Annotated in this window: 15 protein-coding genes; 7 read left to right on the top strand and 8 right to left on the bottom strand. The window is 70.0% G+C overall.

Features of this window, described 5'->3' with window-relative positions; translation table 11 throughout:
• Positions 1-387 precede the first annotated feature (387 nt).
• The gene (locus ACI2L3_RS37255) at positions 388-1,029 is read right to left on the bottom strand and encodes a DNA-3-methyladenine glycosylase (protein WP_404756883.1); all 642 of its coding nucleotides are present in this window, start codon (positions 1,027-1,029) and stop codon (positions 388-390) included.
• Positions 1,030-1,193: 164 nt separating this feature from the next.
• Here ACI2L3_RS37255 and ACI2L3_RS37250 point away from each other — a divergent pair, with 164 nt between their 5' ends.
• From ACI2L3_RS37250 to ACI2L3_RS37240, 3 genes are all read left to right on the top strand, one after another.
• On the top strand, positions 1,194-1,976 hold the full coding sequence (locus ACI2L3_RS37250; protein WP_404756882.1) for a sporulation protein: 783 nt from the start codon (positions 1,194-1,196) through the stop codon (positions 1,974-1,976).
• A gap of 37 nt (positions 1,977-2,013) precedes the next feature.
• Positions 2,014-2,553, top strand: a complete 540-nt coding sequence (locus tag ACI2L3_RS37245; RefSeq protein ID WP_362997089.1) for a YbhB/YbcL family Raf kinase inhibitor-like protein — start codon at positions 2,014-2,016, stop codon at positions 2,551-2,553.
• A 166-nt stretch (positions 2,554-2,719) separates the two neighbouring features.
• On the top strand, positions 2,720-3,226 hold the full coding sequence (locus tag ACI2L3_RS37240) for an HNH endonuclease (protein ID WP_404756881.1): 507 nt from the start codon (positions 2,720-2,722) through the stop codon (positions 3,224-3,226).
• A gap of 28 nt (positions 3,227-3,254) precedes the next feature.
• Here the strand turns inward: ACI2L3_RS37240 and ACI2L3_RS37235 are convergent, their stop codons facing one another.
• From ACI2L3_RS37235 to ACI2L3_RS37225, 3 genes are all read right to left on the bottom strand, one after another.
• The gene (locus ACI2L3_RS37235) at positions 3,255-4,190 is read right to left on the bottom strand and encodes an SPFH domain-containing protein (protein ID WP_404756880.1); all 936 of its coding nucleotides are present in this window, start codon (positions 4,188-4,190) and stop codon (positions 3,255-3,257) included.
• An 80-nt stretch (positions 4,191-4,270) separates the two neighbouring features.
• Complete coding sequence (locus tag ACI2L3_RS37230) at positions 4,271-4,699, bottom strand: NfeD family protein (RefSeq protein WP_404756879.1); 429 nt, start codon at positions 4,697-4,699, stop codon at positions 4,271-4,273.
• Between the two features lie 46 nt (positions 4,700-4,745).
• Complete coding sequence (locus ACI2L3_RS37225) at positions 4,746-5,543, bottom strand: ABC transporter ATP-binding protein (RefSeq protein WP_404756878.1); 798 nt, start codon at positions 5,541-5,543, stop codon at positions 4,746-4,748.
• A gap of 121 nt (positions 5,544-5,664) precedes the next feature.
• Here ACI2L3_RS37225 and ACI2L3_RS37220 point away from each other — a divergent pair, with 121 nt between their 5' ends.
• Positions 5,665-6,453: a hypothetical protein gene (locus tag ACI2L3_RS37220; RefSeq protein ID WP_404756877.1), complete on the top strand. Its 789-nt coding sequence runs from the start codon at positions 5,665-5,667 to the stop codon at positions 6,451-6,453.
• Positions 6,454-6,552: 99 nt separating this feature from the next.
• On the opposite strand, the gene ACI2L3_RS37215 is transcribed toward ACI2L3_RS37220, so the two are convergent.
• From ACI2L3_RS37215 to ACI2L3_RS37200, 4 genes are all read right to left on the bottom strand, one after another.
• Positions 6,553-6,801 (bottom strand): chaplin, encoded by a 249-nt coding sequence (locus ACI2L3_RS37215; RefSeq protein ID WP_404756876.1) that lies wholly within the window; start codon positions 6,799-6,801, stop codon positions 6,553-6,555.
• 73 nt (positions 6,802-6,874) lie between these two features.
• Complete coding sequence (locus ACI2L3_RS37210; protein ID WP_398307774.1) at positions 6,875-7,120, bottom strand: chaplin; 246 nt, start codon at positions 7,118-7,120, stop codon at positions 6,875-6,877.
• A 155-nt stretch (positions 7,121-7,275) separates the two neighbouring features.
• Positions 7,276-7,938 (bottom strand): response regulator, encoded by a 663-nt coding sequence (locus ACI2L3_RS37205; RefSeq protein WP_404756875.1) that lies wholly within the window; start codon positions 7,936-7,938, stop codon positions 7,276-7,278.
• On the bottom strand, positions 7,931-9,076 hold the full coding sequence (locus ACI2L3_RS37200) for a GAF domain-containing sensor histidine kinase (RefSeq protein WP_404756874.1): 1,146 nt from the start codon (positions 9,074-9,076) through the stop codon (positions 7,931-7,933). The genes ACI2L3_RS37205 and ACI2L3_RS37200 overlap by 8 nt, the downstream gene beginning before the upstream one ends.
• Positions 9,077-9,305: 229 nt before the next feature.
• Between ACI2L3_RS37200 and ACI2L3_RS37195 the strand changes: the two genes are divergently transcribed.
• From ACI2L3_RS37195 to ACI2L3_RS37185, 3 genes are all read left to right on the top strand, one after another.
• On the top strand, positions 9,306-10,004 hold the full coding sequence (locus ACI2L3_RS37195) for an SDR family NAD(P)-dependent oxidoreductase (protein ID WP_404756873.1): 699 nt from the start codon (positions 9,306-9,308) through the stop codon (positions 10,002-10,004).
• Positions 10,001-11,092 carry an S-adenosylmethionine:tRNA ribosyltransferase-isomerase gene (locus tag ACI2L3_RS37190; protein ID WP_404756872.1) on the top strand — a complete coding sequence of 364 codons (1,092 nt, stop codon included), beginning with the start codon at positions 10,001-10,003 and terminating at the stop codon, positions 11,090-11,092. The genes ACI2L3_RS37195 and ACI2L3_RS37190 overlap by 4 nt, the downstream gene beginning before the upstream one ends.
• A gap of 294 nt (positions 11,093-11,386) precedes the next feature.
• Positions 11,387-12,085, top strand: coding sequence for a transglycosylase SLT domain-containing protein (locus ACI2L3_RS37185; protein ID WP_404756871.1), 699 nt, complete (start codon positions 11,387-11,389; stop codon positions 12,083-12,085).
• Positions 12,086-12,146: the final 61 nt, after the last annotated feature.

Raw genomic sequence — 12,146 nt, 5'->3', positions numbered from 1 at the left:
GGCGTTGACTTTTGGCACGCTGTTGAGTTCTCAAGGAACGGACGCTTCCTTTGTACTCACCCTCTCGGGCTTTCCTCCGGGCGCTTCCCTTCGGTATTTCGTGTTTCCAACCTTACCAGATCCGTTTTCCGTTCCGTTCCCGGTTCGGATTTCATTTCCGGTGGCCGTTGGAGGGCCTTTGCCTTTCGGCGTGTTCACTACGTTAGCGGATTCCCTCCGCAACTCATAATCGAGTCTCGCGAGTTCGAATTCCGGCATGCGGACATGCGGAATAAGACCCCGCCGAGGGGAAGTCGTTAAGTAGTGGTTGGTCGCTTCCGGCTGCTGGCAGAACGCCGTACCCGGTTCAAGCGACTCGGACTACCTTACGGAGCCACCGCCCCTGCGTCAAGTTCGGCGGCGACGGGGCACATGGGCCCGATAGGGGCTCACCGTAGGGTCGTTGGTCGTCCAGAAGCGCCACGGGTGGACGCCGCCTTCGCCCGCCACTCCTGTGCGAGGACCGCTGCTGACCTGGTCGGAAGGGACCGGGGTGCCGGCCAGTACGGAGAAGGGGGACGACGGGTCGCCGCAGACATCGGTGCCGTCGAGCTGGCGGTCCACGTCGAGCGCGGTGGCCAGGCGGGCCGGGCCTTTGGCCAGTTCCTTGTCGTTACGGGCCGAGAGTCGTCGTTTGCGGGCCAGCTCCACGCCCTCGGTGATCTCTCCCGCGCGCAGCAGGACAGCGCTCGCCATGCCTTCGGGGCCGCACACCAGGTTCATGCAGTGCCACATGCCGTAGGTGAAGTAGACGTACATGTGCCCGGGCTGCCCGAACATCACGTCGTTCCTGGCGGTGCGGCCTCGGTAGGCGTGTGAGCCGGGGTCGACCTCTCCCGCGTAGGCCTCCACCTCTGTCAGGCGGACCTCGATCGGGCCGGCCGCCGAGTCGCGCACGAGGATGCGGCCGAGCAGGTCCGGGGCGACCTCCAGGACCGGGCGGTCGAAGAAGTCTCGGGTGAGGGGCGTACGGTCAGGGGTCGCGATCATGCCGTACGAGCGTACTGCACATGGTTCTGGTTCACGGGTGGTCCTCGGCCCGCCCGGTTGCCAGGGTGATGGGGTGCGGAACCGCGCGCGGTCCCCTCGCGTTTCTATCGATCAAGTATTCAAGTCCGGACGAGCCACAGGCGGCTGCCTGGGGATGGAGTGTCATGGGGTTCAAGAAGCTGCTCGCGAGTCTCGGGGCCGGTGGCGCCTCGGTGGAGACCGTGCTGACCGAGGTCAACGTGGTCCCGGGCGGCGTGGTCCAGGGTGAGGTGCGGATCCAGGGCGGATCCGTGGACCAGGAGATCGAGGGGCTCTCCGTGGGTCTGCAGGCCCGGGTCGAGGTCGAGGGCAACGACCAGGAGACCAAGCAGGACATCGAGTTCACCAAGCAGCGGCTCGGTGGCGCCTTCACGCTGCAGGCCAACCAGGTGCACGCCGTGCAGTTCAGCCTGGAGATCCCCTGGGAGACCCCGGTCACGAGCATCGACGGGCAGCAGCTGCGCGGCATGGACATCGGTGTGACCACCGAGCTGGAGATCGCGCGCGCCGTGGACTCGAGCGACCTGGACCCGATCATCGTGCACCCGCTGCCGGCGCAGCAGGCCATCCTGGACGCCTTCATCCAGCTGGGCTTCCGCTTCAAGAGCGCGGACATGGAGCGCGGTCACATCCGCGGCACGCGGCAGAAGCTGCCGTTCTACCAGGAGATCGAGTTCTACCCGCCGCAGCAGTACCGCGGGCTCAACCAGGTCGAACTGAGCTTCGTCGCCGACGACCGCGAGATGGACGTCGTACTGGAGATGGACAAGAAGCCGGGGCTGTTCAGCGAGAGCAGCGACTCGTTCCGTTCGTTCAAGATCGGGCTGAACGACTTCCACGGCACGGACTGGGCGGCTTACCTGAACGAGTGGCTGTCCCAGGTCGGCAGCAAGCGCAACTGGTCCTAGGCTCGGAAGGGGCAGCAATCGACCAGGAGGTGCCTACGTGAGCGAGCTCAAGAGGCCGCCGCTTCCCCATGACTTCCATCCGTCCGTGCCGTCGTTCACGGTCGTGAGCGAGGACTTCGAACCGGGGGCGGTCCTCAAGGACGCTCAGGTCCAGGCGGCCGGGAACACCTCGCCGCAGCTGCGGTGGGAAGGCTTCCCGCCGGAGACCAAGAGCTTCGCCGTGACGTGCTTCGACCCGGACGCCCCCACGGGGAGCGGGTTCTGGCACTGGACCGTCTTCGACATCCCGGTCTCGGTGACCGAGCTGCCGGGTGGTGCGGGCAGCGGGAAGTTCGAGGGACTGCCCGAGGGCGCCGTGCAGGTGCGCAACGACTACGGGGCGAAGGAGTTCGTGGGTGCCGCGCCGCCGCCCGGCGATCCGGCGCACCGCTATGTGTTCACCGTGTACGCGGTGGACCAGGAGAAGCTGGGCCCCGACTCGGACGCCACGCCCGCGGTCGTGGGCTTCAACCTCCGGTTCCACACGCTGGCGCGTGCTCAGGTGATCGCGGAGTACGCGGCTCCCGCGGAGAGCTGAGTGACCCTCAGATACTGAGCGTTCACCGATTGTTTGCCCGCCTCTGGTCATGGAAGTGATCAGAGGCGGGCATTTTTTATTGCGTTGTCCATCTCGGCGTGCCCGGCCAGAGTTGATCCAAGCCCGCCAGGGGGTGGGCCGGTGCATACGGGAGGTGGGCAGGTTGATGCGGGACACGCTGGTGCTGAACGCGAGCTTCGAGCCGCTCTCGACGGTGTCGCTCAACCGGGCCGTCGTTCTGGTGCTCCAGGACAAGGCCGTGGTCGAGCACGCCCACCCCGGACTGCGCGTGCGCGCGGCGGCGATCGACATTCCCGTGCCCCGGGTCATCAGGCTGTGCAGGTACGTGCGGGTGCCGTTCCGAAGACAGGCTCCCTGGTCGAGGCGGGGTGTGCTGGTCCGTGACCAGCACCGGTGCGCGTACTGCGGCCGGCGCGCCACGACAGTGGACCACGTGGTGCCGCGGTCGCAGGGCGGTGCGGACTCCTGGCTGAACACGGTGGCGTCGTGCGCGATGGACAATCACCGCAAGGCGAACCGGACGCCTGAGGAGGCGGGGATGCCGTTGCTGCGGCAGCCGTTCGAGCCGACGCCCGCCGACGCGATGCTCTTGTCACTGGGCAAGGACGAGCTGGCCTCGCTGCCCGAGTGGCTGGCACAGCCCGCCGCCTAGCACCGCGCCGGCGGCCCTCCGCGGCGAATCAGTCGATCGGCGGCTGTTCGCGGCGCTCCTTGGCCTGTGCGGGGACCGAACCGCCGCCCATCGGGCCGAAGTTGCCGAGTGCGCCGCCGAGGCCCTTGAGGGCGTCGCCGATCTCGCTGGGCACGATCCAGAGCTTGTTGGCGTCGCCCTCGGCGATCTTCGGGAGCATCTGGAGGTACTGGTACGAGAGGAGCTTCTGGTCCGGGTCGCCCGCGTGGATGGACTCGAAGACCGTGCGGATCGCCTGGGCCTCGCCCTCGGCGCGCAGGGCCGCCGCCTTGGCCTCACCCTCTGCGCGCAGGATCGCGGACTGCTTCTCGCCCTCGGCGCGGAGGATCTCCGACTGCCGTACACCTTCGGCCTGGAGGATCGCGGCGCGCTTGTCGCGGTCGGCGCGCATCTGCTTCTCCATCGAGTCCTGGATGGAGGTCGGCGGCTCGATCGCCTTGAGCTCGACGCGGTTGACGCGGATGCCCCACTTGCCGGTGGCCTCGTCGAGGACGCCGCGCAGGGCCGCGTTGATCTCCTCGCGGGAGGTGAGGGTCCGCTCCAGGTCCATGCCGCCGATGATGTTGCGCAGCGTGGTGACGGTGAGCTGTTCGATCGCCTGGATGTAGCTGGCGACTTCGTACGTCGCGGCCCGTGCGTCGGTCACCTGGTAGTAGATGACGGTGTCGATGTTGACCACCAGGTTGTCCTGGGTGATCACCGGCTGGGGCGGGAACGGGACGACCTGTTCACGGAGGTCGATGCGGTTGCGGATCGAGTCGATGAACGGGACGACGATGTTCAGGCCCGCGTTCAGCGTGCGGGTGTAGCGGCCGAATCGCTCGACGATGGCGGCGCTCGCCTGCGGGATGACCTGGATGGTCTTGATCAGGGCGATGAAGACCAGCACCACCAGAATGACCAGGACGATGATGATTGAATTCATCGTTTTCCCCGTACCCCTCTTGCCTCGGCGAAGATCTTGCTGGTCGAGTCTGTCAGACCGCCATCCGGCCCGTGGGGCATTCACATGACGACGGCCGTCGCTCCGTCGATCTCGACGACGTCCACCGCTTGGCCGGCTTCGAAGGCGCGGTCCGTGTCGAGCGCGCGGGCCGACCAGATCTCGCCCGCGAGCTTGATGCGGCCGCCGGAGCCGTCGACCCGTTCGAGGACGACGGCCGTTCTGCCCTTCAACGCCTCGACCCCGGTGGTCAGTTCGGGTCGCTGGGCGCGGTGCCGGGCCGCGACGGGGCGTACGACGGCGATGAGCGCGACCGAGACCGCGGCGAAGACCACGACCTGCAGCACCATGCCGCCGCCGACACCCGCGGTCACGGCGGCGGCGACGGCGCCCACGGCGAGCATGCCGAGCTCCGGCATCGCGGTCAGTACGAGCGGGATTCCGAGTGCGGCGGCGCCGATCAGCCACCACACCCATGCGTCGATGTCCACCCGGTCATGGTAGGACCGCGGGTCCCTTCCGGGACAGGGCGCCCGATCAGCCGAGCGGAAGCCCCGTGGCGGTCCAGCGGTCGTTGCGCTGCTCGACGACCAGCGGGAGGCCGAAGCTGAGGGAGAGGTTGCGGGAGGTGAGCTCCAGCTCCAGCGGGCCCGCGGCGAGGACCTTGCCCTGGCGGATCATCAGGACGTGCGTGAAGCCGGGGGCGATCTCCTCAACGTGATGCGTGACCATGATCATCGAGGGGGCGATCGGGTCGCGGGCGAGGCGGCCGAGGCGGCGGACGAGGTCTTCGCGGCCGCCGAGGTCGAGTCCTGCGGCGGGCTCGTCGAGGAGCAGCAGCTCGGGGTCGGTCATCAGGGCGCGGGCGATCAGGGTGCGCTTGCGCTCGCCCTCGGAGAGGGTGCCGAACTTGCGGTCCAGGTAGTCGCTCATGCCGAGACGGTCGAGGAAGGCGCGGGCGCGCTGCTCGTCGACGTCCTCGTAGTTCTCGTGCCAGCCGGCGGTCATGCCGTACGCCGCGGTGAGGACCGTCTGGAGGACGGTCTGGCGCTTGGGGAGCTTCTCGGCCATCGCGATGCCGGCGATGCCGATGCGCGGGCGCAGCTCGAAGACGTCCGTGCCGGGCTTGCCGAGGGTCTCGCCGAGGACGGTGGCGGTGCCGGTGCTCGGGAAGAGGTAGCTGGACGCGACATTGAGGAGGGTGGTCTTGCCGGCGCCGTTCGGGCCGAGGATGACCCAGCGCTCCCCTTCCTTGACCGACCAGGAGACCTGGTCCACCAGAGCCCGGCCCTCGCGGACCACAGATACGTCCTCAAGCTCCAGTACATCGCTCATGAGCGCGCTGTCTCCCATTGCAGTCTCGGTCGTCGCTCGCGCCGGTGGACGCGGCCCCCGGATAAAACCTACGCCACCGGCCGAGCGTTCCTGTCGCGAGGCCGGTCCTTAGGCTGTGTGCATGCTCTCGGAACCACGCTCAGGACGCCTGGCCGCATGGGGAAATGCCCTTTTGGCCGGACTTGTTTCCCCGGATGACGCGGTGCTCGCGATGGTCGGCGAGGACGCGGTGCACCGGGTCGAAGGACTTCCCGGCGAGTCGGGCCCGGTCGGGCTCACGCTCGCCATGGGGCGGCTGCGCTCGCTGGGGGTGACCGGACTGCGGGTGGCGCTGCCCGCGCCGGGGCATCCGCTCGGGCTGAGCGGGCCGCCCGGGTTCAACGCGCGCGCACTGGAGGCGGAGGAGGCCGTCGTCTGCTTCGGAGCGCCGTACGGTCTCGTCCCCGAGGTGTACGAGGCGGGGCCCGACGGCGATGTCCATGTGGAGGTCGTCTGGCACTGTCTGCCCGTGCGGGAGGCGCCGCCCGCCGATGTGCCCTCGCTGGGCGAGGCGGAGCGTGAGCTCGCGGAGGCGCTGCGGGAGGCGACGCAGGTGCTGTCCCGGCTCGATGTGGCGGGGTCGGGGCCGGTCGCGGAGGCGGCGCTCGACGCGTACCGGGCGCGGGCCGAGCGGGGGCGCGAGCTGCTCGCGCCCGGCTATCCGCCGCGTGCGGTCCGGGTGCTGGAGCTGGCGCAGCGGGTCGGTCTGCTGATCTCGCTGGCGTACGAGAACGGGCACGGCGGGGCCGTGAGCGCTTCGGAGATGGCCGCCCGGGTGCAGGCGCTGCGGCCCGTGGAGCGGACGGCGCGGCGGGCGCAGGTGGCCGCGTTCAACTCGTACGTCGAGGAGCGGGAGCGGGGCGGGCGCTGAGGCCGCGCCCTCGGGGGCGTGAGGCTGGCGTCGGGTGGCGCGACGCCGCGGGCCCCGCGGACCTGACCGGTCCGCGGGGCCCGTGCCGAGGGCAGTGCCTCAGTGGTTCACCGTCGCGTTGGCGAACGCCGGGTTGAGGGCGCCGATCACGTTCGCGCTGTTGCCGGTGGCGTTGACCGGGACGTGGACCGGCACCTGGACGAGGTTGCCGGAGCCGACGCCCGGGGAGTTCTTGGCGACGCCGTGGGCCTGGGCGTCCGGGGTGGCGGACGCGGCTCCGGCGGACGCGCCCGCGGCGAGACCGGCGGCGACGACGGCCAGGGCGGCCTTCTTGGCGATGCTGTTCATGGGACGTGCTCCTCCTGCTGTCATGAGCGACCCCGGTGGCGGGGTCGGGGGATGTGCGGCTCGCAGGATGCGATCAGAGGTTCTTGCAGACGTTGCCGAACACCGGGTTGAGGCCGCCGATGACGGTGACGGTGTTGCCGCAGACGTTCACAGGGACGTGGACCGGGGCCTGGACCAGGTTGCCCGAGAGGACGCCGGGGGAGTTCTTCGCGACACCGTCGGCCTGCGCGCCGCCGTGGGCGGAGGCCATGCCCGCGCCGGCCGCAACCAGGCCACCGGCCACCATCGTGACAGCAGCAGCCTTCTTCAGGTTCTTCACTTCTACATCCTCCTGAGCAGAAGCTGCGGCCGGCCGCCGCAGCACGCACTGGAGAACGTCCGACCGTCACACCGGATACGCCAATCGGGGGACATCTACACGACGGTATGAATCTCAGTCCGGAAGTCGACGGCCACTCCGGGCATATCGGCTGCTCAGCCGGTCACGCCGTGCCGTACGGCCCAGAGCGCGGCCTGGGTCCGGTCGGCCAGGTCCAGCTTCATCAGGATGTTCGAGACGTGCGTCTTGACGGTCTTCTCGGAGAGGACGAGGGCGCGGGCGATCTCGCGGTTCGAGCGGCCGTCGGCGATGAGGCCGAGGACCTCGCGCTCGCGCTCGGTGAGGGAGGGGCCCCTGCCCTGCCCGTTTCCCGTCTCCTCCTGGGAGAGCAGCGCGCCCGCCACCTCGGGCTGGAGCAGGACGTGCCCGGCGTGCACGGAGCGGATGGCGCCGGCGAGGGCGTCTGGGTCGATGTCCTTGTAGACATAGCCCGCGGCGCCGGCGCGCAGGGCCGGGACGACCGTGCGCTGCTCGGTGAAGCTGGTGACGATGAGCACGCGCGCGGGGTTGGCCAGTTCGCGGAGCTTGCGCAGCGCCTCGACGCCGTCCATGCCGGGCATCTTGACGTCCATCAGGACGACGTCCGGCTTCAACTCCTCGGCCCGCGCGACTCCTTCGGCGCCGTCCGACGCCTCGCCGACGACGTCGATGTCGTCCTGGATCTCCAGGAACGTACGCAGACCGCGGCGGACCACCTGGTGGTCGTCGACCAGCAGAACCCGGATCCCTGTCTTCGTGTGGTGCACGGCGTCAGCCACCGGGGACCTCCATCTCGATCGTTGTGCCCTTGCCGGGCTCCGATTCCACGGTCAGCCGTCCGCCGACCCCGCTCGCCCGGTCCCGCATGGAGACCAGGCCCAGGTGCCGTCCCGCGCGTCGTACCGACTTCGGTTCGAAGCCCGAGCCGTCGTCGGCGACGCGCAGGACGGCTCCGGCGCCGCGCTTGTCCAGCGCCACGGTGACGTGCTCCGCGCCGGAGTGGCGCAGCGCGTTGTGCAGGGCCTCCTGGGCGACCCGCAGCATGGCTTCCTCCTGCGAGGCGGGCAGCGCCCGCACGCCGTTGCTCTCGAAGGTGACGTGTGCGGAGTGCGCGCGGTGCAGCACGTGCGTGTGGGTGCGCAACGTGGCCACCAGGCCGTCCTCGTCGAGGGCGGCGGGGCGCAACTCCACGACGGCCGCGCGCAGTTCGTCCGCGGCCTCGGCCGCGAGCACCGCCACCTGCTGCAGTTCGCCCTTGGCCCGGGACGGGTCGCGGTCCACCAGGGCGGCGGCCGCCTGAGCCGTCAGGCGCAGCGAGAAGAGCTTCTGGCTGACGGCGTCGTGCAGTTCGTGGGCGAGGCGCGAGCGCTCCTCGGCGATGGTCAGCTCGCGACTGCGCTCGTACAGGCGGGCGTTGGTGAGGGCGATGGCGGCGTGCTGGGCGAGGATGGCGAGGAGATCCGCGTCGTCCTCGGTGAAGCCGCAACCCCCTTGGGGCTTGGGGCACTTCTTGTTAGCGAGGAAGAGCGCGCCGAGCGTCTCGTCCTCGGAGCGGATGGGCACGCCGAGGAAGTCGGACATGTCCGGGTGGGCGGAGGGCCAGCCTCCGAAGCGGGGGTCCTCGCGCACGTCACCGAGGCGGACGGTCTCGCCCTTCTGGAGCATGGAGGCGAGGATGCCGTGCTGCCGGGGCAGCGGGCCGATGGCCTTCCACTGGTCGTCGCTGACGCCGTCGACCACGAACTGGGCGAACCCGCCGTGGTCGTCCGGGACTCCGAGCGCGGCGTACTCGGCGTCGAGCAGGTCACGGGCCGAGGCGACGATCGTCTTGAGGACGTCGCGCACCTCCAGGTGCCTGCTCATGGCGAGGAGCGCGGAACTCACCGCGGTCAGGCCGGATCGGGGTCCTTGACTCATGGTCACAACCGTACCGGCGGGGTGTGACAGTGCGTATCCGACCTGTGGAGGCCCCCGCCTACGTCCCGGGGCCTAGGTCCGTCGGTCCATGGTCCGGGACTAGGGCGAAGGGCCCCGGGGAGTTGCGGCTCTCGCACGAGGTGCCCGGGGCGGGGCCGTTCCTACGGTGGTGGCCTGACGGACCGAGGGAACGGAACGGACCGAGGAACGGGACGAGGGGACGGATGTCATGCCGGTAGCGATCATCACGGGGGCTTCGAAGGGGCTGGGGCGCGCGCTGGGCGCGGCTCTCGCGGAGTCCGGCTGGGATCTCGTGCTCGACGCCAGGACCGCCGCGGTCCTCGATGAGTCGGCGCGCGAGCTGAGCGGGTACGGCACGCGCGTGGAGGCGCTCGCCGGGGACGTCACCGATGCGGGACACCGGGCGGACCTGGTGGCCGCGGCGCGGCGGCTCGGCGGGCTCGATCTGCTGGTGAACAACGCGAGCGCGCTGGGCGCCGAGCCTCTCGTACGGCTGGACGGGCTCGCGCTCGGCGGTTTGCGGGCGGCGCTGGAGACGAATGTGGTGGCGGCCCTGGGGCTGGTGCAGGAGGCCTTGCCGCTGCTGCGGGAGTCGGCGGGCGCGGTGTTCAACCTCAGCTCCGACGCGGCGGTGGAGGCGTACGAGACGTGGGGCGGGTACGGCGCTTCCAAGGCCGCCCTCGACCACCTCTCCGCGGTCCTCGCCGAGGAGGAGCCCGGGGTGCGGGTGTGGGCGGTGGATCCCGGGGACATGCGGACGGATCTGTATCAGGCGGCGGTGCCCGTCGACGATCAGTCCGGGCGGCCGCTGCCGGAGACGGTGGCGCCCGCGTTCCTTCGGATGCTCGCCGAGCGGCCCGCCAGTGGCCGCTACTCGGCGCCCGCGCTGCCGGCGGGTGCGCGATGAGCGTGCTCGGGGCGCCGCTGTGCGTGCCGGCCTCGCTCTCGGCCCGGGTGCCGGCCGAGCAGCGGGGTCCGGGACTCGGCAGGGACTCGGTGCGGCTGCTGGTGTCGCACGGCACGGAGGTCACGCACCACGCGTTCACGGAGTTGCCCGCGCTGCTGCGGGCCGGGGACCTGCTGGTGGTCAACACGTCCCGGACCCTGCCCGCGGCGGTGGACGGGAGATGCGGGCACGCGCGCGTGGTGGTGCATTTCTCCACCCGGGGCGCGGACGGGCGGTGGGCCGTGGAGCTGCGGGATCCGGACGGGAAGGGCACTACACGCGCGCGTGCCGGTGGTCCGGCGGGTTCGGTGGTGCGGCTCCCCGGGGACGTACGCCTCGTATATGAGGAGCAGGTGGCGGTGGAGAGCCGGCGGCTGTGGTGGGTGCGGGTGTCGGGGGACGTGCCCGGACTGCTGCGGCGGCACGGGCGCCCCATTCGTTACTCCTATACGGAGCGGGACCAGCCGCTCTCCGCGTACCAGACCGTGTTCGCGCTGCCGTCGGCGGACGGGGCGGGGAGTGCGGAGATGCCGAGTGCGGGGCGGCCGTTCACCGCGTCGATGGTGGCGGAGCTGGTGAGCAGGGGGGTGCAGTTCGCGCCGGTGGTGCTGCACACCGGTGTCGCCTCGCAGGAGGCGCACGAGCCGCCGTATCCGGAGCTCTTCGAGGTGTCGGATACGTCGGCGCGGCTGATCAACGCGGCGCGGGCGGCCGGCGGGCGGGTCGTGGCGGTCGGTACGACGGCCGTGCGCGCCGTGGAGTCCGCCGCGGGGCCCGACGGGGTGGTGCGGGCGGCGGCGGGCCGGACCGATCTTGTGGTGACTCCGGAGCGCGGGGTGCGGGTGGTGGACGGCCTGCTGACCGGGCTCCACGAGCCGGAGGCGTCGCATCTGCTGATGCTGGAGGCCGTCGCGGGACGGGCGGCGATCGAGCGGGGTTATACGGAGGCGGTACGCCGTCTCTACCTGTGGCACGAGTTCGGCGACGTGCACCTCCTCCTCCCGAATGAGGCCCCTCACCGAGAGCGTTGCGACGGCAACTCTTGGTGAGACCGTTACGTCGCTGATGTGAGCCCGCGCATAGGGCGCACGTCACGTACGAAGACCCCTAGTTGAGAGGAATCCCTTAAAGCGGACGGGGTAGGTGCCCGATTTGGGAGTCTGTGTGCACCCTGATCCACTACCCGGCATCGTACGTCACACCTTTGCCACACAATTTTGCGGCCGCTAAGAATTGCTCAGTCGCTCGGCGCCGCGGTCTTCCCGACCGCGGCGTTTTGCCGGACAGCACCATGTCCCCGCCGGCCGTGAGCGACCTCCGCTATTCGAAGAGGTCCAACTCGCATGTCCCAGCACAACACCCGCGGCCATAGTCGCGCCGCCGTGACCAAGGCCCAGAAGTTCTCGATCGCCGGTGTCGCCACGCTCGGCGCCGCTGCCCTCGCGTTCTCCCTCGTGCCGAGCAGCGCCGATGCGGGAACCAAGACCCAGAGCCTCGACGCCGCCCCGGTGGCCTTCAAGCAGAACGTCGAGGCCGAGCAGGCCGTGCGCGCCGGTGTCATCAAGCAGCACAGCAGCGCCGACAAGAAGGCCAAGGACGCCGCCGCGAAGGCCGCCGAGGAGAAGAAGGCCGCCGACGAGGCCGCCGCGAAGAAGAAGGCCGAGGACGAGCGCAAGGCCAAGGAGGCCGCCAGCCGCGCCGCCGCCCGCAAGCCCGTCTACGCCAACAACCTCGACGGCTGGATCCGCCAGTCCCTGGACATCATGAAGGCCAAGGGCATCCCCGGCTCCTACGAGGGCCTGCACCGCAACATCATCCGTGAGTCCTCGGGCAACCCGCAGGCCATCAACGGCTGGGACATCAACGCCATCAACGGCACCCCGTCGATCGGCCTGCTCCAGGTCATCAAGCCGACGTTCGACGCGTACCACGTCGAGGGCACCTCCACGAACATCTACGACCCGGTCGCCAACATCACGGCCGCGGCCAACTACGCCGCCGACCGGTACGGCTCGATGGACAACGTGAACGGCGCCTACTGACCTTGATCGCCTGATCACTGGACCTCTTCAGCCGAAGATGAGGTTCGCAGACGCCGAAGGG

Origin of the sequence: Streptomyces sp. NPDC029674, from assembly GCF_044903205.1 — a bacterium.
In the GTDB taxonomy this organism is placed as follows: Bacteria; Actinomycetota; Actinomycetes; order Streptomycetales; family Streptomycetaceae; genus Streptomyces.
Note: the sequence above shows the minus strand (reverse complement) of the source record. Positions and strands in the feature narration are given on the sequence as shown.

Excerpts from the sequence above, each read along its gene's own strand:
- ACI2L3_RS37220 (WP_404756877.1), top strand. The coding sequence starts at position 5,665 with ATGCTCTCGGAACCACGCTCAGGACGCCTGGCCGCATGGGGAAATGCC.
- ACI2L3_RS37250 (WP_404756882.1), top strand. The coding sequence starts at position 1,194 with ATGGGGTTCAAGAAGCTGCTCGCGAGTCTCGGGGCCGGTGGCGCCTCG.
- ACI2L3_RS37215 (WP_404756876.1), bottom strand. The coding sequence starts at position 6,801 with ATGAACAGCATCGCCAAGAAGGCCGCCCTGGCCGTCGTCGCCGCCGGT.
- ACI2L3_RS37185 (WP_404756871.1), top strand. The coding sequence starts at position 11,387 with ATGTCCCAGCACAACACCCGCGGCCATAGTCGCGCCGCCGTGACCAAG.
- ACI2L3_RS37190 (WP_404756872.1), top strand. The coding sequence starts at position 10,001 with ATGAGCGTGCTCGGGGCGCCGCTGTGCGTGCCGGCCTCGCTCTCGGCC.
- ACI2L3_RS37235 (WP_404756880.1), bottom strand. The coding sequence starts at position 4,190 with ATGAATTCAATCATCATCGTCCTGGTCATTCTGGTGGTGCTGGTCTTC.
- ACI2L3_RS37240 (WP_404756881.1), top strand. The coding sequence starts at position 2,720 with ATGCGGGACACGCTGGTGCTGAACGCGAGCTTCGAGCCGCTCTCGACG.
- ACI2L3_RS37255 (WP_404756883.1), bottom strand. The coding sequence starts at position 1,029 with ATGATCGCGACCCCTGACCGTACGCCCCTCACCCGAGACTTCTTCGAC.
- ACI2L3_RS37195 (WP_404756873.1), top strand. The coding sequence starts at position 9,306 with ATGCCGGTAGCGATCATCACGGGGGCTTCGAAGGGGCTGGGGCGCGCG.
- ACI2L3_RS37200 (WP_404756874.1), bottom strand. The coding sequence starts at position 9,076 with ATGAGTCAAGGACCCCGATCCGGCCTGACCGCGGTGAGTTCCGCGCTC.
- ACI2L3_RS37225 (WP_404756878.1), bottom strand. The coding sequence starts at position 5,543 with ATGAGCGATGTACTGGAGCTTGAGGACGTATCTGTGGTCCGCGAGGGC.